The organism is Mesorhizobium sp. P2_E7, from assembly GCF_056403855.1.
On record NZ_JBFUER010000001.1, the window covers coordinates 1,213,631 to 1,235,359 of the forward strand.

The following is a 21,729-nucleotide window of genomic DNA, read 5'->3' on the forward strand; positions in this document are numbered from 1 at the left end:
GGGCTTCAACATGGCTGTACGGAACTACACCCGTCAGCTGGCGACAATCATTTCTATCGATGCCGTCGGGTTTTCACGGCTGATGGGCATCGACGATGAGTCTGCTGTCGCGGCGTTCGAGGAGCGGCGCGACATCATCACCGACAGCTGCGGCACGTTTGGCGGCCGCACGTTCGGTGACGCCGGCGACAGCATCATGGCCGAATTCGGCAATCCGATCGAGGCCTTGCGCGCGGCCTTCGATTTCCAGGGCCGGATCGTCGCGCTCAACGCCTCAGTCGCCGACGACATGCGCATGCCGTTTCGTGCCGGCATCAACACCGGCGACGTCATCGTCCGTGGCGGCCAACTGTATGGCGACGACGTCAACATCGCCGCCCGCATCCAGGAGTTCGCGCCGGGCAATGGTCTCGCCGTTTCGGAGACGACCTGGCACCATGTGAAGGACAAGACGGCGGCCGAATTCACCGATCTCGGCGAATTCATGCTGAAGAACATTGCGCTGCCGGTGCGCGTCCTGATCGCCGGGCGCGGCGGCAACGGATCCTCGCCGGCGGCCTCGTTCGCAGCGATCCCTCAGGTCAACGCCCCGCAGAAACTGTCGTCCAAGGGGCCGCCGGCGATCGCCGTCCTGCCCTTCCATGCCGATGGTGGCGAGCACGACATCGGCTATATGGCCGACGGCATCGCCGAGGACATCATCTACGGTCTTTCCAACACCAAATGGCTCTCTGTCATCGCCAAGGGCTCCAGCTTCCAGTTTCGCGACGATACGCTGGGCACGCGGGTGATTGGCAACGCGCTCGGTGCGCGCTACATCGTCAGCGGCACGCTGATGCGCAATGGTGGCCAGATCCGCCTCAACACCTCGCTGGCGGACGCGTCCAACGGGCGGCTGGTCTGGTCGCAGCGCTTCGATCGTGACCTGGTCGACATCTTCAGCCTGCGTGACCAGATCGGCGCCGAGATCGTTTCGATCCTCGACAAGGAGGTCGACCGGGCAGAGCAGGCGCGCACCTTCCAGGTGCCCTGGGAGAGCCTGGAGACCTGGCAGCTGGTGCGGCGCGGCCGCTGGCATATGAACCGCCGCACCCGCGGCGACACCGAAACCGCGCTGGAATTCTTCCAGAAGGCCTACCGCGAGGATCCCAATTCGAGCGCCGTGCTCAACGAACTGGCCTGGTGGTACTTCTGGCGGGCATGGCTTCGTTTCGGCGACAGTGACGATCTGAACAAGGTCGAGCAGTTCGCCCGCAAGGCCTTGCTGATGGACAGCCTGGATGCGCGTCCGCACGCCCATCTCGGCGCTGTCGACATCATGCGGGGCGAACCGCGATCGGCGGTCGATCATCTCGAGGAAGCGATCCACATCAATCCGAGCTTTGCCTTCGCGCGTTCGGCCATGGGCAGCGCCCAGCTGCTGCTCGGCAATGCCGCGTCGGCGATACCGTTCTTCCTCGACACCGAGCGACTGAGCCCGTTCGACCTCTACCGCTTCCACAATCTTGGGGAACTGACGGCGGCCTACAGTTTCGTCGAGAACTGGCCGGCGGCGATCGCCTCCGCCGACCGTTCGCTCAACCTGTCTCCGAGCTATTTCTATGCCAGGTTCCTGAAAATCGGCGCCCTGATGCGCAGCGGCCGGCCGGAACAGGCACGGCGCGAGAAGGCCATTTTCGCCACCCGGCACCCCGATTTTTCCGAACAGCGTGTGCGCTGGATACCGTTCACCGACAAGGCAGCGAACGAGTTCCTCGTCGCCAATTTCCAGCTGGCCAAATGAGCATGGTCTTCAATGCTGGCCGAACACGGATTAACTGTGAAAAAATTCACATACGTACAACCGATGCAAACCTAGGCGTTGAAGGGCCGGCATCGCAATAACGTGGACAGCCGGGGGGCTTGAACGCGCATGACCAAACTGAAGTATTTCGACGGCATTCGTGAAGCCCAGAAAAACCAGCGACCGCTGTCGGAAATGCCGCCCTTCGATCTCGGCAGGATCCGCAAGACAGGGCTGATTGCGCGCATCGCCGAATTTGTCGTCGAAGATCATCCGCGCGTGTGGTTGGCGTTCCTGCGGCGCTTCCGCCCGACCGGCATGCTGTTCGGGGTTCTGCTCGTCACCAAGAACGCCGATGTCCGCGACATACTGGAGCGCGGCGACGAATTCCAGACCCCGTACGGTCCGGAAATGACCGAGTTCGCGCGAGGCTCCAATTTCATCCTCGGCATGCAGGACGGCGCCGACTATCGCCGCATGAAATCGTCGGTGCTGAGCGCCTTTCCGCCGGCCGAAGTCGAAGCCGTCGTCAGGCCGATCGCCGCGCGCCATTCGCAAGACATCATGATGCGCGCCAGCCCTGGCTTCGATGCGATCTCCGGTTTGATGAAGATCGTCCCGGTGCACATCTGCCGCGATTATTTCGGGATCGAGATCGACGATGAATCCGAATTCGCCGACTGGGCGATCGCGTTGAGTGCACTGTTCTTTTCGGACCCGGGGGCGAGCCCCGTGATGCGCGAGCTTGCAGTGGTGGCGGGTGATCGTCTTCTCAAGGTCATCGACCGCTCCATCCAGTCGGTCAGGGACCGCGGCTTGAAGACCGAGCGGCCGCTGGCGAGGCTGGTTGCCCAGATGGACCAGGGCCGCTTGTCGCGGGACGACCTGAACTCGATCATGCTGGGCATGATCGCCGGCTTCGTCCCGACCAATGTCCTGGCCAGCGGCAATTGCCTCGACGTGATCCTGTCGCGGCCGGATGCCCGGCAAGCCATCGACGCCGCACTTGCCGAAGACGACACCGGGAAGCTGGACAAGGCCGTGCTCGAAGCCATGCGCTTCAAGCCGATCTGGATCGGCCCGTGGCGCTACACCGCGCGCGATGCGACCATCGGCAAGGGCACGCGCCGCGAGCGCCTGGTGAAGGCCGGCACCGTGGTGATGCCGGCCACGCTGTCGGCGATGTTCGACGCTGACGCCGTGCAAAACCCGAATGAGTTCGACACGTCTCGCCCGCACCGCGACTACATGGTCTTTGGCCATGGCATCCATCAGTGCATCGGCGCCGAGATCGCCAGGATCCAGATCGGCGAAAGCCTGCGCGCCTTGTTCCAGAAGCAGAACCTGCGCCGCATGTCGGGCAAGGCCGGACGGATGACGCGCATCGGCGCTTATCCCGAAACCCTCAAGGTCGATTTCGAACCGGCACCACTCTGCCGCACGGTCAGCCAGTCGATGGTGACGGTGGTCTGCCCGGTCACCCGGTCCGGATCACTGGACGCTGTGCGCGACAAGGTCGCCAGCCTCGGCAATCCGGCCAGCGAAGAGATCCGCACCGCGCTCGACATTGTCGGCACCATCCATTTCACCAGCCTGGCCGTTGTCGGGACGGGCGAGATGGACGCTGGCACCGGTCAGGAAAAAGGAGCTCTGGTTCTCGAGATTTCCGGCGACGGCAGCATCGACGACGTCATCGATGCCGTGACGCACGCCATCGGGCACCGGCTGCGGCCGATCTTCAAGGACGTCTGCGACCTGCGCGATGGCGGCGCCTTGAACGATTTCCTGCGCAAGCACAATGTCGACATCTCGCCGTCCTTCGGCAGCAACGCCGGACTGGTGTTTTCGGGCACGCCCGGTCACTCGGTCCAGCGCATCATGGCCGAGGCCGAGCTTTTCGAAGCTGTGCGCGGCATCGTGGAGCGGCCGCGCCAAGGCACCGGCAACGCTCCCGCCGTGCTCGCGGAAGCTCGCCAGCATCTTCAGTCATTGGGGACGTTTGCCTGGGCGTTCGAGCCGGCCGAAAGCCTGCTGGAGAAGCCGCCGGGCCATTGGGGCCGTGCCCTGATGACGACCTTGCTGGTACCGCCGGTCTTCGTCACTGTGGCGATCATCTGGGCTGCTTGCTGGTACATGACCTATAGTGTGGTGTTCGGCAGATCCATCGACATCAGTTCCCACGAAATCTCCTTCGCCGCCATAGCCGTAGCAATCACTTCACTTTTGCTGTCGGGACTTGGAGTGTTGGTGGCAGCGGCGCTGCTGGTGTTTGCGTGCTTGCTGGCGCTGCGACGCCGCGAGGACAGAGATCAGCCGGAAAGCACATCGATCGGCATATCTGAATTGAACGCGATACTCGTCAAGGAGGACCACGCGGCGCAGAACCATCTGACCGCGATTTCGACGATGAAGGCTGGCATCTTGCGGCGGCTGGCGCTCAGATTTTCCTTCTACCTGATCTCGATAGCTGCCCAGAAGGTGTTCAAGCCAGGCTTCCTTAACACCATCAACACCATCCATTTTGCCCGCTGGATACTCCTGCCGGGCTCCAACAGATTGATGTTCTTCTCCAACTACGGTGGCAGCTGGGAAAGTTATCTTGAGGACTTCATTGCCAAGGCATCCGCCGGCCTGACCGGCGTGTGGAGCAACACCGTGGGCTATCCACGCACACAATGGCTCTTTCTCGACGGCGCGCGCGACGGCGATCGCTTCAAGCGCTGGGCGCGGCGCCAGCAGACGCCAACACTGTTCTGGTACTCCGCCTATCCCCAAATCAACACAACGCGCATCCGGATCAATTCCCGGATCAGGCGCGGCATCGCTTCCGCCGTCGGCAACGAGGCGCGCGACTGGCTGAGCTTGTTTGGTTCGCTACGGCGCCCGGCGAGCGAAACAACCACCGTTCAAAAGACCACCTCGCTGCTGGCCGATATCAGCTCTGCCTTTCCGGCACCGCTTGAGCAGCAGCTGGAAACCGGCGAGATCCAGTCCATCTTCTTCGGCCCGCTCGGCCCGCTCGGTTATTCGCATATGCTAGCGATCCGCGTGCCGGACAAGTTGCCGGCGCCCAAGCGCAGAGCCTGGCTTGATTTCCTTGTTGAGCAGACGAGTTTCGGCGAAGGCAGGCCCGCCGGGCGCGCTATGATAGTAGCCTTTGGTCCCGGTGGCCTGCGGCAGTTTGGGCTCGGCGAGGGTGTGGAGGGCGATCCACTGGAAACATTTCCGATCGCCTTTCGCCATGGCATGGGCAATCCCGAGCGTAGGCGCATACTGGACGACCGAGGCCGCGACGGTCCGGACGAATGGGAGTGGGGGTCGCTGAAGAACCCTGTGGACGTGGTCATCGTCTGCTATGCTGAAGAACCGGGAAGGTTGAAGACCGAGATTGCCACCGTCAAACGAAAGACGACCGGTGCAGGCATGAAGGTCGTCGCCGAACTGCCGCTCGCGGTAAATCGAGGTCCGGCCGACACGAATGCGAAATCGTCCGACCGGGCAAAGCGTGACGGTAGGTCGGAACGCGGGCCAGCCTACGAGCATTTCGGTTTCGCCGACGGGATTTCGCAGCCGATTGTCCGCGGCACGACCCGCGCCAGCAGGGGCGCCGCGCCCATGCATCTGGTCGCGCCCGGCGAGTTCCTGTTCGGTTATCGTGACGAGCATGGGTTCTATCCAGCCTCGCCCTCGGTAAGCGCATCACGCGATCGGACCGGAATCCTTTCGCAGGTGCGCCGTAGCCGGCTTATTCCGGGCCTGCCGCCACCGCCGCGCGATTTCGGCCGCAACGGCTCATTCCTCGTTATTCGCCAGTTCGAGCAGCATGTCGACGTCTTCAACGACTACTGCAAAAAGGCTGCAGCCTTGGTCGCGAGCCAACTCGGCAACCAAGCCATCACGCAAGATTGGATTGCCGCCAAGATGCTCGGCCGCTGGCAGAACGGCAGCTCACTGGTGCGCAACCCCGATCATCCGGGACGCGTTATCGACAACAACTTCGCCACTGGCGCCGAGGACCCGCAAGGCCATCGCTGCCCGCTTGGTGCGCACATACGCCGTTCCAACCCACGCGATTCGCTGGGTGAGGACCGCGATACGCAGATCAATATCGGCAAGCGCCATCGTATCCTGCGGGTCGGCCGCACCTATGAGAAGCAGGACGGCAAGAATGGCAAGGTCGAAAAGGGACTGCTCTTCATGTGCCTTAACGCCGACATCGAGCGCCAGTATGAATTCATCCAGCAAACTTGGGTTTCGTCGGCCACATTCCAGGGCCTCGTCGCTGAAAAGGACCCGACGATTGGTGCGCGTGACGGTGATGGCAGGTTCACCATTCCGTCATGGGAAAAGGTCACGACGCTCCGCGACATGCCGCAATTCGTCACCACAAAGGGTGGCGGCTACTTCTTCATGCCCAGCCGCTCGGCGTTGCGCTACCTGATTTCGCGGCTCTGATTCGGCGTCAGTCGTCGTCCTGCGAGTCGGCGATATGGCGCAGCGCGCCGGCGTCGGTGATGCGCAGGCCGCCGCGCTTGATGGCGATGAACGAGCGGGCGCGCCAGTCGTTGAGCGTCTTGTTGACGGACTCGCGCGTGGCCCCGAGGAACTCTCCGAGCTCCGATTGCGAGATCGGTATCCAGCCGGCGGCGTCGGCCATCACCTCGGCCAGGAAGACTAGGCGCTTGGCCAGCCTCGCCTCGATGCCGAAGAAGGCCTGGTCGCCGAGCTCGCCGCTGATCCAGCGCAGCCGGGCGCACAGAAGTTCGATCATCGCGCGCGCCAGGGGCGGATTTCTTTCAATGCGATCAAAGAGTTGTGTCCTGCTGAGCGAGACCAGCTCGCATGCGGTAAGACAGATGGCGGTGGCGGTGCGGGGCCGTCCATCAAGCGCGCCGATCTCGCCGACCAGGCTGCGCGACAGCTCGATATTGGCCACCAGTTTCTGGCCGCCAGGCGAATAGATCGAGATTTCCACCGTGCCGCTCATTACCCCATAGATGCGATCGGCGGGATCTTCCTGGACGAACAGATGCTGGCCCGCGGCGCAGCGCTCAACCTTGCAGCCGCTGAACAGAAGATCGAACAGCTTCGGGTCGATGCGTGCCAGGCGCGGCAGATCGTTTCTGTCGTTCGCGCCGCCAAAAGCCATGTTGAACTTCCCAATTGCCGCAGTTGCCAAGTTTCACGGCCAAAGTTTAAGGCAAGAGTGCACCGCATCAAAGCCCGGCGTTCATCCCTTTGCCATTACGCCTTCTAAAGGCGCGGCGCAGTGGTCGCGCCCAGTGCCGGCTTGCGCCAGGCGGAAAGCCGTCTGCACGAGCAGCCGGAGCCGGCCGCGTGCAGACGGCAACCGATGAAAAGGGTTAGGTGCTCAAAATTCCCGCAAACCGAGCGGACACGCAATGCCCATATCCGCCCGCTGCAATAGGTCGGCGCAAACGGCATCCCCGTCTGTGATCGAGATCACATACGGCGGCGCTAAGATAATGCGACCGTCATACATCGCGCGAGCGACCGCGGGCGAAGAGACATGCCAACGTCACGCCCTAGTCATATTCGATGCGTGTTGATTTGTTTCCTTGCGTGACAGACAGAATTGCGCCAGTCTAAAATGGGGCAATACAGTTCTTTACTTTGGCAGAACCTTTGGGGGAGGGGCGACCATGCCGATCAGCAGAGCGCAGCGAAACCGTCAGTATCTCGATCTCGTCGCGGGAGACGAGGGGACGGACTGGGTGCTTGCCAATGTGGGGGCAATGACCGGTAGCGTCCTTGAATCCATGGACCCAGGGGATGGCGGCAAGACCGAGGCGGCGTTGGAATCGGCGCGCTCTGGCATTGAGAGCCTGGCGCGGGGTGCCGATGTGGCACCCGAGCAGCTTTCCGATCTGGAAGCCATTATCATCCCGGAGTTGCGGCCGGTCTACGACATCAAGGACGGCACCTTCACCACGCTGACCTTCGACGGTCGACCCACGCCCGGTCACTCGCTGTGGACGAAGCTGACCAGCGAGGCCGCATTGAAGCAGCGCATCGAAGCCGCCCTGCCGGCGATCGGGCGCATCGAACTGTTGTGGAACACCAACATCCCCTATGGCGGCACCGGCTTTGTCGTCGGCCGCAACCTCTTGATGACCAACCGCCATGTCGCGCAGATCTTTGCTGACGGTCTCGGTGACCGCAATCTGCAGTTCATCAACGGCCGCGCCGCCGGCATCGACTTCAAGCGCGACACGGACAAGGGGCACGTCTTCAACATCGCCAGGATCCGGATGATTCATCCCTATTGGGACATGGCGATCCTCGAAGTCGAGGGCCTGCCCGACAACATCAGGCCGCTGTCGCTCGCCGTCGCCGACGCGCGCGACATGCTGCGTCAGGAAGTTGTCGCCATCGGCTATCCGGCGTTCGACAACCGCAACGCGGTCGATGTCCAGAACGACCTCATGCGCAACCGCTTCCAGGTCAAGCGCCTGCAGCCGGGCATGCTGCAGGGCGGCTTCGGCACCGAGAGTTTCGGCAAGATCGTCAACGCCGCCACACATGATTGTTCGACGACGGGCGGCAACTCCGGTACCGCCATGATCAACCTCGCCACCGGCGAGGTCGTGGCGCTGCATTTCGCCGGCCGCTATCTCGAGCGCAATTACGCCGTGCCCACCGGCGCGCTGGCGAAAGACCAGCGCGTCGTCGACCTCGGCCTCAACTTCGCCGGCGCCGCCAGCGGCGGCCCCAACGATTGGGGCGCCTGGTGGAACAAGGCGGACAGCGCCTCGCCTGCCGAAGGCGTAAACCTGGTAGAGGTCGGCGGCGTAAAGCAGATTCCGGGCGTCGTCACCCAGGCGCCGCCACCCGCCGGCGGAGGCGTCGTCGTTTCGCCCGGCGGCAGCGTCACCTTCGAAGTTCCGTTGCGCATCACCGTCTCGCTCGGCGCAGCGCCTGCCCATGAGGCGGTCACGGAATCGGTCGAGCTTGAAGCGGCCAAACCGACGCCCCCCGGCGGCGCGTTCGTTCCCAAATCGGTCGCCGACTATGACGGCTATGAAGGCTACGACGAAAAATTCCTCTCTGGCGGCACCAAGCTCGCGCCGGTCGTGGTGCCGATGCCGGAGGCCACCGCCCCGTCCGTTCTGGCGCCGCTCAAGGCCGGCGGCACGCGGCTCGACTACCAGAACTTCTCACTCAAGATGCACGCCAAGCGGCGGCTGGCCCTGTTCACCGCCTCCAACGTCACTGAGGAGAGCAATCTGCGCGAGCCGGAAAAGGGCCGCAACTATTCGCGCGGCGGTCTGTTCAGCGAGCGCTGGTTCCCGGATCTGCGGCTCGACGACGAATACCAGATCCCCGACGTCTTCTATGTCAAGGATCAGGGCGCTTTCGACAAGGGACATATCGTCAGGCGCGATGACGTTGCCTGGGGCAGCACCTTCGAACGTCTGCTGCGGGGCAATGTCTGCTCCTTCCATGTCACCAACTGCTCGCCACAGGTCGAAGGCTACAACCGTTCCGACAGCGGCGAGAAGAACTGGGGCGATCTCGAGAACCATGTCTTGTCCGAGGCGGCGAGCGAACGGCTTTGCGTCTTCGCCGGTCCGGTCCTGGCCGAAGACGACCGCACATTCGCCGGCAAGGGTCCCAAGGGCACCAGTCTTCGCGCGCTCGTGCCGCGCCGCTTCTGGAAAGTGGTCGTGGCTCGCGTGAGTGACGGCCTCGCCAGTTATGGTTTCGTGCTCGAACAGGATCTTTCCGACACGGAACTGGAGTTCACGGTCGCCGAAGAATTCATCGGCGCGATGTACCCGCTGACCGAAATCTCCGAAATGACCGGCGTGAGCTTCGACCAATCGCTGATCGACGCCGATCAATACGACACTGTCCGCGGCACGGAGATCGCCATGCGGGCGGGGTCACGGAAGCGAAAGAAGAAGAGCTAGGGGGCGTCCAATGACCGAGTGGACGCAGGCCGAGCTGACCAGCCTCAACCGGATTCTCGCCAATCTCTACCCGATGATCGGCGACGGCGTGCGTGTCGCCAAAGGGGTTGGGCTGGCCACGTCGCAAATCGCCTTTGACAACAAGGCGATCAACAACTGGTTTGCGATTGTCCAGCGCGCAAAGCAGGAAACCAAGGCCGATGACCTCGTCGCCTTTGCGCTGGACGAGAACCCCGGCGACGAGGCATTGCAGCAGGCAAAGCAGCATGCGCCGCCACCACCGCTCGAAGGACCCGCCACTGCCAAGTGGAGCGGTGCGCCGGGTCAGCTCGAAAAGATCCTCGGTGACAAAAGCACGCTTGTGCCGATCAGCTATCTTGAACTCGGCGTTATCAGGGCAAAATCGGTGGTGCGCATCAAGCGCGCCGACGGCAGTTCCGGCACCGGCTTCATGACCACCGGCGGCATCCTGATCACCAACAACCACGTCTTGCCCGACGACGCTTCATTGGTCGGCACGGTGGTCCAGTTCAACTACCAGCGCACAGTTGCCGGGCTTGATGCGCCGCTCGACGAATTCAGCATCGACACTGCCGTGCCTCTTCGTACCTCCAAGGACAATGACTGGTCAGCCGTCCGCATCAAGGGCGATGCTTCCAAATGGGGCGAGCTGGACATGAGGCCCATGGCCGTCAAGGTCGGCGACCATGTCAACATCATCCAGCATCCCGGCGGCGCGCAAAAGCAGATTTCATTCGTCGCCAATGTCGTGGCCTTCGTCGGCGGTGGCCGCGTCCAGTATCTCACCGACACGCTGCCGGGATCCTCCGGCTCGCCCGTCTTCGACACCGACTGGAACCTGATTGCGCTGCATCACAGCGGCGGCTGGCTGACCGAGCCCAACGCGGTAACCAAAAGCACATACTATCGCAACGAGGGCATCGCGATCGACACCATCATCCAGGACCTCGCGGCCAAGCCTGTGTAAAGCAATGGTGCGTACAGAGGTAGCGCACCTTGTCGAAATGCGCGGCGATTTGAGACTATGGCGTGTGAATTCTTTCGGATGTGACGGATTATAAGGCCACACCGGGTGCCAAGGGAGTTTCAGCGATCAGCGCCTATCTCGACCTCAGGCTTCAACTGGCTGATCTCTACCCATTGCCTCCCGATTGGTTGAGGGTGACCAAGGACGCCGGTATCGTGGCAGGCGCCATCAACCTTCAGGGCGCGGCGCTTACAGTCTGGTTCAACATCCTCGACTATGCGTTGACCAACAAATTGTCACAGCAGCTTATGGACAAGGTGGTGGCGAGCAATCCGCAATGCGCGGCCCTCTGCAACGCTTATCTGGGTGAAATCGCCGCAGGCGACAAACCGACATCTGAACTGCCCGGCCTGACGACCGACGATCGCGTCAATACCGCGGTCGCCGGCTTCGATGCGATCAACTTGCAGCCGAAGGATATCCAGGCCGCACTTGCAACCAGGGACGGGCTCACCGCCGTCACCAGCCAGATCGACGTTCTTGCAGCGTATAAGGGCCTGCACGACGGGCTGCAAAGCTTTCAATATGGCATCGGCAGTTTTCAAAGCCTCATGATCGCCGGGCGCGACATGGGCGCCGACCTCAATCAGGCCCGCGTCATGCGCAAGTTCCTCAACCAGTTGCGGTTTTTGTGCGCATCGGCCGGCGATAAGATCACCATATTGCCAGAAGGCCCGGCACTTCGCGATATAGAGCAGGCGTGGCTTGACGACCTCGGCGAGGCCGCGACGAAATTGCAGGGCGCAATTCCTGACACATCCGCGGACGCCTATGACGCCTTGCTCGATGTTCGCGACGTGCTGCGCGTCGCGCCTTCGCGGCTCAACCAGCAGATTTTCCTCACAGCAAGGAACCTTCCTTTCGGCCTTCTGGCGGCTGGCCTCGAGACGATAGCCGGCAAATTAACTGCGGGCGAACCGGCGCTGCCCTCCATAAATGCCGCGCATGACGCCATCAAAGTGCTGTCCTCTACGATCTATGCTCGCGTGGTGGAGCACAAACTGTGGCAGGACATCGACAACAAGCTCATGAGCCTCACCGATTTGCTCGAGCCGATCGACGGCGCGGTCTCGGCGGATAAGTCGCTGCCATTCCAATTTTCGCCCGTATGGCGAAAATTGGAAGAGAAGGTGCGGGTTCTTGTCGATCTCGACCCCAATGGGCTGTGGCGCAAGACGCTTGCCGATTACTCCACCGACGTCAACGACCAGCTGTCGCGCGAAACCGTCGATACCGCCTTCATCCTTGCGTTCGAAGCCTATCGCGACGAGGCCCAGCAACGCTTCGTTCAGGTCGATCTGGCGCTGAAAACCGAATGCGCTTCGATCGTCCGCATCAGTACGCCTTTGCACAACATCATCAGGGATTTAGGGCCATGAGCGATGAAGCAGCGACAACCGCCGAAACCCCGGCCGAGTTTATCTCGCTGAGCGACATCCGCATCGCGCATCTCGAGCTGATGCGCATCGCCAGCGCCAACGAAGCGGGCGACCCCTCGATGAAGCGCAGCGACAAGGCCGGGGCCGAGACGACGGAAGCCAGCATCGACAACACGGTTCCCGATGCCCGGACCATCCGCGACTTCCTGGCCAGGGCGCGGCGCGCGGGCAGCACCATCGAACGGGAATCCGACCGCCGCGCGGCGCAGCGCATCCTCGACTATTGGTCTGCCGAACTGGTCACGCGCCCCGGCATCACCTCGGCCGATGTCAGCCCGGCGCGTCTAGCGGCTTTCGCAGGCGGCCTCGAAACAGCAGAGCCAATCGCCGTCGACTCCGAACCCGTATCGCGCGACATCACCGATCTCGGAGCGGTCGCCACCGCTGTCCCGGAATCGGTGGCGGTCGCGACCAAAGACAGTGCCGTGTCCGACGACGGCTTCGCGTCCGACGACGAACTGAGTTCAGACGAGCTGACCGAGCGCTTTCGCATCCGCGTGGCCGCCCAGGCGCGGCAATGGAAGAACACCGGCTATCCCGGCTATCTCCTGCGTGGCGAAGCGCTGAAGGAGGCGTCGGAGCTTCCACAAGGTCCCGACATTGCCGAGTTCGTCGAGGAGAGCGCCAAGGCGGAGACGGACAGCCAGAAACAGCGCGATCGCAGCAAGAACATATTGATCGCGCTGTTCGCCATAGCGGCGGCGATCCTCGCGGCAACGACCTATTTCGCTTTGAACCAGAGGAATGACGCCTTCCTTGCGCGCACCATTGCCGAGAAGGCGCAGTCCGAAGCCAAAAAGGCGCAGACTGACGCCGAAGACAGGGCGAACAAGGCTGAAAAGGTCAACGCAGAACTAAAAGCCGCTGTCGACGAGGCAGCAAAAGCCGGCGACCAGGCCAAGGCAGCGCATGATGTTGCCCTGAAAAACGCGGAAGACGCGGCCAGGAGGCTCGCCGACCTGCAGGCTACGCAGGCTATCTTGCGATCAGCAATCGTGCTTGTCGTCGAACAGCTCAAGCTCGGTCACATGTCCCTCGATGAGTTGACCCCCGAGTTGAGGCAGGCGGTGCTTGTCGAACTCGCTGGTCGGGTGAAGAGCAACGAAATCGCTCTCGGCCAGTTGCCGGCGCCGCTGCAGAGTGCGCTTGAACCGCTTCTCGGCAAAGACATCGACAAACAGCCCAACAGTCGCACGGGATATAAGGTCGATTTTATCCAGGCCATAGTCGGTTTGCCGAGGTTGACCGGCGATCTCGCCAGCGACGCCTCTGCGACGCCGCTGGACTACATCAACTACTCCCTGGTCATGAGCCGAAGTCACCGCATGGCGATCTATTCTGCGGTCAACCTGGATCGGTCGCAACGGATGATCCTACAGGTCACCGGAGGCGGACTGCGGTATGATGGCCGCCTGCCACGCGACGCTCAACCGGATCGCAGTTGGTACAACCAAGCCGTGTCGCCGGCGCGGTTGGCGAACGCCAGCGACATCGCCTGGGGCCCTGAATTCGCCGGCGATCCGGCAACGGCCGCGCTCAAACTGGCCCGATATGCCTATGTCCTGCCTAACACGATGCCGCAGCCACGCCAGCTCTATGGCGATATCTGGCTGCCGCTCGAAGACTGGGTGCGCACCCAGCACAATCCGCTGGCCAACCATGTGACCATCTTCAGCGGCCCCGTCTTCCGACCGGCCGACCAGCCGGTCGGCGACGTTCCGGTACCCTATGCCTATTGGAAGCTCGCCGTCTCCTCCGTGCCGTCTGCCGCGAAGAGCGAGACGAGCGGGCAGACAGGATTCGTCGTCGATGCGTTCTTCATTCCAGCCGACGCAACAGGCGAATTCGATCCCGAGCGAGACCGGCTCCCGGTTGCCGAGCTTGAAAAACGCACGAGCTTGATTTTCGGCACGCTCATCGAATGGACGGATTCGGTGAAGCATCCCGGCCCGAACGGAACCGCGGCCGACGCGTTGGCGGGGCGCGTCAAGCTGCTCGACAGCGCTGACGGCGCAAGTGATGCGCTGCGCAGCGAACTGATCGCCGTCCTCGCCAACCCGGACCTGCCGGTGCCCGAACGGCAAAAAATCGTGGTGGCTCTTGTCAAGATGGCCGGTCTCCAAAGCATGACCGGACTGACGCCTGCCGGGCGCAGCAACGTGCTTGAGACCTTGCTCAGCGTTCCGCCCGATCTGTGGAGCCGCCCGGACTGGCTGCCTGTGTTCGCCGCCGCGCGCCGCGCTGTCGCGGATCTCGATACACCCTCAGCCGACGGGCAGGCGACTGTCGGCGACCAGGACCGCGACGCGCTCAACACGTTGAAGGATCGGCTGCATATCCAGCAGAACCCGCAGACGGTTTACGTCCAGTTCGCCGGCATGACACGCGAAGCCGCCCAGGCCCTTTCCGCCAAAATGCGCGCCTTGGGCTGGGGCATCCCGACGCCTGGAGAGGAACGAGTGGCCGCCGCCGCTGGCAAGAACGAGGTGCGCTATAATCCAGACGTCGATGCCGACCGCCGCGCCGCCGAACTGCTGGCCGCCGACCTCACTGCGGCCGGCCAGCCGGTAACTGCAAGGGCGGTACCAATTATCGGCGCCAACACTTTAGAGATCTGGATCAGCATCTAGGCGGCCACGAACCGTGGCTGCCGGGAAAAGGCCGTTCGTCAAAAAGCCGTGATGCACCGCTTCAAAACAGCGGCGATACTACGGACTGGTTTTCTCTGGGGGTTACCATGCGCACGCGTCACGCCGTCATGCTTGCACTTTCCGTGCTTTCCATTCCCGCCGTCTCCATCCCGCTTGAGAAGGCGCGCGCACTGGAGCCTGAAAAATACACGGTCTATTGCGCCGACGACCGCATCGAGGTCTCGTTCTGGGATCTCGAACAAATGAAAGTGCGCCGCGGCTCCAACGTCTGCCAGTTCCAGAGCTATACGAGCTACTCGAGCGCGTTGAATTTTGCGCAGAAGAATTTTGGCGGGGAGGGGGCGAGTTGCAGTTGTTGAGGCAGTCCTGACCCAAGCCCACGCCGCAGTGATAGATACCGCTTGCGCGGGTTTTCTCCGATGCTGGAGCGATGAGCCGAGTCACTCAACGCGCGCAGACGCCAGATCAAGTAAATGACGACCTGATATTAAATTTCGAACATCGCTGGTCTTGTACGTCATAGTTAATGGACATGGACTTATTTAAGTGCTCAAACAGCTTTGTCATCAGCCATGGTACGGGCGCTGGTGCTTGAGAGAGCATAACATTCTCCCGCCCCAGCGGGAGCTGTGCAGTGACAAACAGCCAGCCTAACATGTTTTCGGGGATCCCGATCGCGCGCAGGGACGGCACGATCTCAGTCCTTGCTACGCTGCCTCAAATGGCCGACGCCTTGGCGAACGACTGGCCTTCCGATGGCCCACTGTTTCTGGCCGCGCTTGCTGCCTTGGTAGGGGAACGGACGGGGTGCTGCAGCACAAGGGACGTTCACCGAGCCTTCATAGCAGCGGCACTTGAAGCCGAATGTCTTCCCGACAGCTACATGAAGAATTGAGCGCCAAATGCCTCTCACCCTCCGGACGACACTTTGCGAAACGAGAGATGCGCTGCACGTGCTGCGAAGGGCCTTGTTTGTCTGCGGCCATACTGCGGCGATGGAAGAGATCGATTCCCTCATCGGCGTCGCCCAAGATAAGGCGGTCCAGGCAATCGGCGCCATTGATCGGGCAGCGGTTCGAAGACCTATCCTCGTGGTGGTGGCAAATCCGGCGGACCCGGCAGCTATTGTTCTGTCGATCGCTCAGCCCGCAAAGCTTGGCGAGCTTCGCGATCAAGGCATGGGCCTCAGCGTATATTGCGGCAATCCCCGATGCGGTCATCTACGCTCGCTCGATCTCGATGGTCTAATCGAGACCTACGGGACGCACTACGATTTCATCACCGAAAAGCGGCTGGCATCGAAGCTTGTCTGCAAGCGCTGCCAGAATGTTGGAGGGAGGCTGGTCGTGGTGTCCGACAAAAGGCCACGGTATTGAGTATCAGGTTCCGAAGGGCCGAAGCCGGCAAACTCGCCGCCGAGCGAATATGATGGGAATTCCACGGAAAAATGGTGGGCGATGCAGGGATTGAACCTGCGACCCCACCCGTGTGAAGGGTGTGCTCTCCCGCTGAGCTAATCGCCCGCTCGTTGCCCGAAGGCCAAGCGAGCCGCGATATAAGGGAGGCAGGCTGGTGAAGTCAAGGCGATGCGTCTGCCTTCTGTGCCTGAAATAGGCGAGGGCGGAGGCAGCCGCGCAATCACCGTTCCTCAGCGGCCCGCCGCCGCAATCGCCCCTCCGATCAGCCGGCCGCCGCAACAATCAGCCGTTCCGCCAGCTCCAGCGTCAGCGCGTCGAAATGCGAAATCACCGCCGACGGTTCGAATTCTCTGACATGGCGGTCGGTATAGCCGAAATCGACGGCGACCACCGGAATGCCGGCGGCCTTGGCGGTATCGATGTCGGTCTGCGAATCGCCGACCATCAGCGCGCGGTCCGGGTCGCCGCCGGCGAGCCGGATGGTTTCGGTCAGATGCCGGGGGTCGGGCTTGCGGAAGGCGAACGTGTCCTGGCCGGCGATCGCGGCGAAATGTTTTGTCAGGCCGAGCGCCTGGATCAGAGCTTTCGAATGGCCCTCATATTTGTTGGTGCAGATGGCAAGCAGATAACCCGCCTTCTCGAAGCGGGCGATCGCCTCGACCACACCGGGGTAGGGGCGCGACTTGCCGGGGATGTTGAGCGTGTAGTGGTCGAGAAACAGTTTTAGCAGCCGGTCATGCTCCTCGACGCCAAGCGATTTCTGCTGCGCGATATGCGCGCGCTCGATCATCACTCGCCCGCCCTGGCCGACAAACCGCCGGACGCCGGCTTCGTCGACAGCCACAAGGTCGCTCGCTGCGAGGCTGTGGTTGAGGCTGTCGAGCAGGTCCGGCGCCGTGTCGATCAGCGTCCCGTCGAGGTCGAACACGATGATCGGTCTGGTCATGGCCTGTCCTGTGGCGGTTGCATGCCGGCAGGCGATAGCGTCTGCGCTTCATTCAGGCAAGCAGGCGGACAGCCAAAGTCTTTGACCCAGCGGGCAAAAGTGCTAGGAGCGCGCAACCAACCGAAATCTCGACAAAGCCAAAATCTGGGGCACATATGGATGCGAGGCAGTTGAAGGTCGAGGCCGCGCGGGCAGCACTTGCCCATGTCAGCGACGGCATGCGGCTCGGCATCGGCACCGGCACCACGGCGGAAGAATTCGTGCGGCTGCTGGCCGAGAAGGTCGCCACGGGCATGACCATCATCGGCGTGCCGACATCGGAGCGCACCGCAGCCCTTTGCCGCGAGCTCGGCGTGCCGCTGTCGACGCTGGAGGAAACGCCCGAGCTCGATCTCACCGTCGACGGCGCCGACGAGGTCGACCCGGCGCTGACCCTGATCAAGGGCGGTGGCGGCGCGCTGCTGCGCGAGAAGATCGTCGCGGCGGCCTCCGGGCGCATGGTCGTCATTGCCGACAAGTCGAAAATGGTCGAGACGCTGGGCCGGTTTCCGCTGCCCATCGAGGTCAATCAATTCGGCCTGCGCGCCACCGAAATCGCGGTCGCGGCAGCGGCCAAAAGTCTCGGCCTTTCCGGCCCTGTTACATTGAGGATGACGGGGGGCCAGCCTTTTGTTACAGACGGCGGCCATTTTATCCTCGATGCATCTTTTGGCCGCATTCCGGATACAAGAGCGCTTTCGAATGCTCTTCATGCCATCCCCGGCGTGGTCGAGCATGGTCTTTTCATCGGGCTGGCGTCAGCGGCCATCATCGCCGGCGGCGACGGCATCCAAACCGTCCATGCCGCCCGAAAACCAGGGAGTTCTACCGATCATGATGTTGCATAAACGGGTTCGCCAATTCTCCGCCATCCTGGCGGCTTCGGCTGTCCTGGCGTTCACCGCGCCGGCGTTTGCGCAGGATGTCACCGAATCGCATCTGAAGGCAGCGCGCGCAGCGGTTGCCGCGATCCACGCGACCGACCCGTTCGACAACATCCTGCCGCAGGCCGCAGCCGGACTTGAGGACCAGCTGATCCAGAAGAACCCGGATATGCAGGAGCTGATCACCAAGACCGTCGCCGAGAAGGCTCTGGCGCTGGCGGCGCGTCGCGCCGATCTGGAGAAGGAGGCCGCACTGGCCTATGCCAAGGTGTTCTCCGAAAAGGACCTCACCGACATCGCCGCTTTCTACAATTCTGACGCCGGCAAGAAGCTGCTCGACAGCGGGCCGACGGTGACGCGCGATCTGGTCAAGGCTGCCGACATCTGGCAGAACGGTGTAGCGCGCGATCTCGCCCAGCAGGTTGGCGAGACGCTGGCTGCCGCCGCGAAGGCCGCTGCTCCGGCCACGCCCGCACCGGATAACGCAACGGCCCCCGCCGATGGCGCGGCACCTGCCGACGGCGCCGCACCCGCTGACGGTGACCAGCCGGAAGCACCGAAGAACTAACACGTCTTTTTTCGCCACGGCCCATGTGCCGCTGGACCAAGAAAGCCCGGTGCAAACCGGGCTTTTCTTTTGGCCTCATGCAGCCTACCTGTCTCAAACATTTTGCAGGCAAGGAGCAGCGGCATGGCCGGTTATGACTACGATCTCTTCGTCATCGGCGGCGGCTCCGGCGGGGTGAGGGCGGCGCGCGTGGCGGCAGCGCTGGGAAAACGCGTCGGCATCGCCGAGGAATACCGCTATGGCGGCACCTGCGTCATCCGCGGCTGCGTGCCGAAGAAGCTGTACGTCTATGCCTCGCAATTTCCCGAGCATTTCGCTGATGCCGCCGGCTATGGCTGGACGGTGCCGGAGGCGAGCTTCGACTGGCCGACGCTGGTCGCCAACAAGGACCGCGAGATCGCCCGGCTGGAGGCTATTTACGAGAAGAACGTGAAAGGCGCCGGCGGCGAGACGTTCCACTCGCGCGCCATGTTGGTCGACCCGCATGTCGTGCATCTCCTGGGCGACGACCGCACCGTCACCGCCGACCAGATCCTGATTGCCACCGGCGGCCGGCCGGCGCCGCATCCCGCTCTCGTCGGCCACGAGCATTGCATCTTTTCCAACGAAGCCTTCGATCTCAAGCAATTGCCGAAGGCGATCATGATCGAGGGCGGCGGCTACATCGCCGTCGAATTCGCCAACATCTTCCATGGCTTGGGCGTCGACACCACACTGGTCTATCGCGGCAAGGAGATCCTGTCGCGCTTCGACATGGATCTGCGGCGCATGCTGCACGAGACCATGGAAAAGAAGGGCATCAAGATCCTCTGCCACGCCGTGTCGGAATGGGTGCGCAAGCGGCCGGACGGGCGACTGGACGCGCTGATCACCGGCGGCAAGGTGCTGACGGTCGACCAGGTCATGCTCGCCATCGGCCGCATCCCCAACACCGAGAATATGGGGCTGGAAGGCGTCGGCATCGAGCTCGGCAAGACCGGCGCCATCGTTGTCGACCAGTATTCCCGCACCAACATCGACAACATCTGGGCGATCGGCGACGTCACCAACCGCGTGCAGTTGACGCCGGTGGCGATCCACGAAGCCATGTGCTTCATCGAGACCGCCTTCAAGGGAAACCCGACCGCGCCCGACCACGACACCGTCCCGACCGCCGTGTTTTCACAGCCGGAGATCGGCACTGTCGGCCTGTCCGAGGACGATGCGGTGAAACGCTACTCCGACATCGAGATCTACCGCGCCACGTTCCGGCCGATGCGGCACACGCTGTCCGGCCGCGAAGAAAAGATGCTGACGAAGCTGGTGGTCGACGGCGCCACGCGAAAAGTGCTCGGCGCCCACATTCTTGGACCCGATGCCGGCGAAATGGCCCAGCTTCTCGGCATTCCGCTGAAGGCCGGCGTCACCAAGGACGATTTCGACCGCACCATGGCCGTGCACCCGACGGCGGCGGAGGAACTAGTCACCATGTACAAGCCGACCTACCGCGTGAAGGATGGCGTGCGGGTCGATTGAGCCAGCGCGTTCCCATCGCGGTGGCGACTGTCGCCACCGCGATGGGGTGCCAGAGACCGCTACAACAATGTGCCGCGCAGGATGACCAGCGCCACCGAGAAATAGATCACCAGGCCGGTGACATCGACCAGCGTGGCGACGAAGGGTGCTGAGGCGCTCGCCGGATCGAAGCCGATCCGTTTCAGCGCGAAGGGCAGCATGGACCCCGACAGCGAACCGAAGGTGACGATGCCGACCAGTGCAGCGCCGACTGTTGCCGCGATCAGTGGCCAGTGCGGCCCGTAGTCGTAGAAACCCATATATTGCCACAGCGCGATGCGGCAGATGCCGACCACGCCAAGCATGGCGCCGAGCACGAGGCCGGTGGGCAGTTCGCGCAACGCCACCCGCCACCAGTCGCGAAGACCGATCTCGCGCAGTGCCAGCGCGCGAATGACGAGCGAGGTCGCCTGCGAGCCGGAATTGCCACCGGAACTCATGATCAGTGGGATGAACAAGGTCAGCACGATCGCCTTTTCCAGTTCGCCCTCATAGCTTTGCATGGCGTTGGCGGTCAGCATCTCCGAGATGAACAGCGCGCACAGCCAGCCGCCGCGCTTCTTGATCATGGCGAGAAAACTCATCTTCATGTAGGGCTCGTCGAGCGCCTCCATGCCGCCGAAACGGTGCACGTCCTCGGTCGTCTCCTCGATCATCGTGTCGATGATGTCGTCGATGGTGACGATGCCGAGGATCTTGCCGTGGTCGACGACAGGAACCGCGAGCAGATCGTATTTGGAGATCGTCTGCGCCAGGGTCTCGCGATCGGTGAGCGGCGTCACCGTCACCGGCGCGCGGTCCGGCGCCACCGACAGGATCGGATCGTCCGGCTCGCCGGTGATCAGCCGGCGCAGGCCGGTCGAGCGCACCAGCACATGCGTATCGGGATCGACGATGTAGATGGCGTAGACGGTCTCGCGCGTCCGCTCGACCTTGCGAATGTAGTCTAGCGTGCGGCCGACGGTCCAGTCCGAAGGCACGCTGACGAACTCGGTCGTCATGATCGAGGCGGCACTGCCTTCGGGGTAACCCAGAATGGAAAGCAGCGTTGCCTTGAGCGGCGGCGCCAGCCCGCCGAGCAGCTCGGAACGCGCCGGCTCGTCCAGCTCGCGCAGGATGTCAGCGGCGCGGTCGACCGACATGGCGGTGATGAGCTTGCAGGCCTTGGCGCGCGGCAGCGCCTCGGCCAGTTCGGACGCGCCGTCGAGTTCAGGCTGGTCGAAGATCTCGACCAGCCGCTCGAACGGCACTTCGCACAGCAGTTCTATCGCGGTCTCGCGCGGTTCCCGGTTCAGGGCCTCGACGACATCGGCGACGTGATCATTGGCAAGGATACGGGCGATCGCGACGGCATCGTCGCCCGCTACGACGGGGGAAAATTCGTTCATGACTCACTCCTTGCCGTCCGGCAGGACGTGAGCCATCAGGTCACGTCTAGGCGGACGGCGGTTGCGTTCGACTACTG

At 62.7% G+C, this 21,729-nt stretch carries 14 protein-coding genes and 1 tRNA gene; 11 read left to right on the forward strand and 4 right to left on the reverse strand.

Annotation, left to right across the window (positions count from 1 at the left end; all coding sequences use genetic code 11):
• Positions 1-10: 10 nt before the first annotated feature.
• Both AC1DYC_RS06155 and AC1DYC_RS06160 read left to right on the forward strand, forming a co-directional pair.
• Positions 11-1,783, forward strand: coding sequence for an adenylate/guanylate cyclase domain-containing protein (locus tag AC1DYC_RS06155; protein WP_477404781.1), 1,773 nt, complete (start codon positions 11-13; stop codon positions 1,781-1,783).
• 129 nt (positions 1,784-1,912) lie between these two features.
• A complete protein-coding gene (locus tag AC1DYC_RS06160) occupies positions 1,913-6,238 on the forward strand; it encodes a cytochrome P450 (protein WP_477404783.1) in 4,326 nt (1,441 codons plus the stop codon).
• A 7-nt stretch (positions 6,239-6,245) separates the two neighbouring features.
• Here the strand turns inward: AC1DYC_RS06160 and AC1DYC_RS06165 are convergent, their stop codons facing one another.
• A complete protein-coding gene (locus AC1DYC_RS06165; RefSeq protein ID WP_477309645.1) occupies positions 6,246-6,932 on the reverse strand; it encodes a Crp/Fnr family transcriptional regulator in 687 nt (228 codons plus the stop codon).
• Positions 6,933-7,446: 514 nt separating this feature from the next.
• Here AC1DYC_RS06165 and AC1DYC_RS06170 point away from each other — a divergent pair.
• The 6 genes from AC1DYC_RS06170 (at position 7,447) to AC1DYC_RS06195 (ending at position 16,231) form a co-directional block, all read left to right on the forward strand.
• Positions 7,447-9,717, forward strand: a complete 2,271-nt coding sequence (locus AC1DYC_RS06170; protein WP_477404785.1) for a DNA/RNA non-specific endonuclease — start codon at positions 7,447-7,449, stop codon at positions 9,715-9,717.
• 10 nt (positions 9,718-9,727) lie between these two features.
• A complete protein-coding gene (locus AC1DYC_RS06175) occupies positions 9,728-10,705 on the forward strand; it encodes a trypsin-like peptidase domain-containing protein (protein ID WP_477404787.1) in 978 nt (325 codons plus the stop codon).
• A gap of 80 nt (positions 10,706-10,785) precedes the next feature.
• The gene (locus AC1DYC_RS06180; RefSeq protein WP_477404789.1) at positions 10,786-12,144 is read left to right on the forward strand and encodes a hypothetical protein; all 1,359 of its coding nucleotides are present in this window, start codon (positions 10,786-10,788) and stop codon (positions 12,142-12,144) included.
• Between the two features lie 1,088 nt (positions 12,145-13,232).
• Positions 13,233-14,834, forward strand: coding sequence for a DNA/RNA non-specific endonuclease (locus AC1DYC_RS06185; protein ID WP_477408191.1), 1,602 nt, complete (start codon positions 13,233-13,235; stop codon positions 14,832-14,834).
• 107 nt (positions 14,835-14,941) lie between these two features.
• Positions 14,942-15,214, forward strand: coding sequence for a hypothetical protein (locus AC1DYC_RS06190; protein ID WP_477404791.1), 273 nt, complete (start codon positions 14,942-14,944; stop codon positions 15,212-15,214).
• A gap of 543 nt (positions 15,215-15,757) precedes the next feature.
• Complete coding sequence (locus AC1DYC_RS06195) at positions 15,758-16,231, forward strand: hypothetical protein (protein ID WP_477404793.1); 474 nt, start codon at positions 15,758-15,760, stop codon at positions 16,229-16,231.
• A 72-nt stretch (positions 16,232-16,303) separates the two neighbouring features.
• Here AC1DYC_RS06195 and AC1DYC_RS06200 read toward each other — a convergent pair.
• Together AC1DYC_RS06200 and AC1DYC_RS06205 are read right to left on the reverse strand one after the other, a co-directional pair.
• Positions 16,304-16,378 (reverse strand) — tRNA-Val (locus tag AC1DYC_RS06200).
• Between the two features lie 157 nt (positions 16,379-16,535).
• On the reverse strand, positions 16,536-17,219 hold the full coding sequence (locus AC1DYC_RS06205) for a phosphoglycolate phosphatase (RefSeq protein ID WP_477404795.1): 684 nt from the start codon (positions 17,217-17,219) through the stop codon (positions 16,536-16,538).
• A 155-nt stretch (positions 17,220-17,374) separates the two neighbouring features.
• Between AC1DYC_RS06205 and rpiA the strand changes: the two genes are divergently transcribed.
• The 3 genes from rpiA to gor all read left to right on the forward strand — a co-directional run bounded on the left by rpiA (position 17,375) and on the right by gor (position 20,225).
• Positions 17,375-18,106 (forward strand): ribose-5-phosphate isomerase RpiA, encoded by a 732-nt coding sequence (rpiA, locus tag AC1DYC_RS06210; RefSeq protein WP_477404797.1) that lies wholly within the window; start codon positions 17,375-17,377, stop codon positions 18,104-18,106.
• Positions 18,093-18,710, forward strand: a complete 618-nt coding sequence (locus tag AC1DYC_RS06215) for a DUF2059 domain-containing protein (RefSeq protein ID WP_477404799.1) — start codon at positions 18,093-18,095, stop codon at positions 18,708-18,710. The genes rpiA and AC1DYC_RS06215 overlap by 14 nt, the downstream gene beginning before the upstream one ends.
• A 123-nt stretch (positions 18,711-18,833) precedes the next feature.
• Positions 18,834-20,225: a glutathione-disulfide reductase gene (gor, locus tag AC1DYC_RS06220; RefSeq protein ID WP_477404801.1), complete on the forward strand. Its 1,392-nt coding sequence runs from the start codon at positions 18,834-18,836 to the stop codon at positions 20,223-20,225.
• Between the two features lie 59 nt (positions 20,226-20,284).
• Here the strand turns inward: gor and mgtE are convergent, their stop codons facing one another.
• Positions 20,285-21,652, reverse strand: a complete 1,368-nt coding sequence (mgtE, locus tag AC1DYC_RS06225) for a magnesium transporter (protein WP_477404802.1) — start codon at positions 21,650-21,652, stop codon at positions 20,285-20,287.
• Positions 21,653-21,729 lie beyond the last annotated feature (77 nt).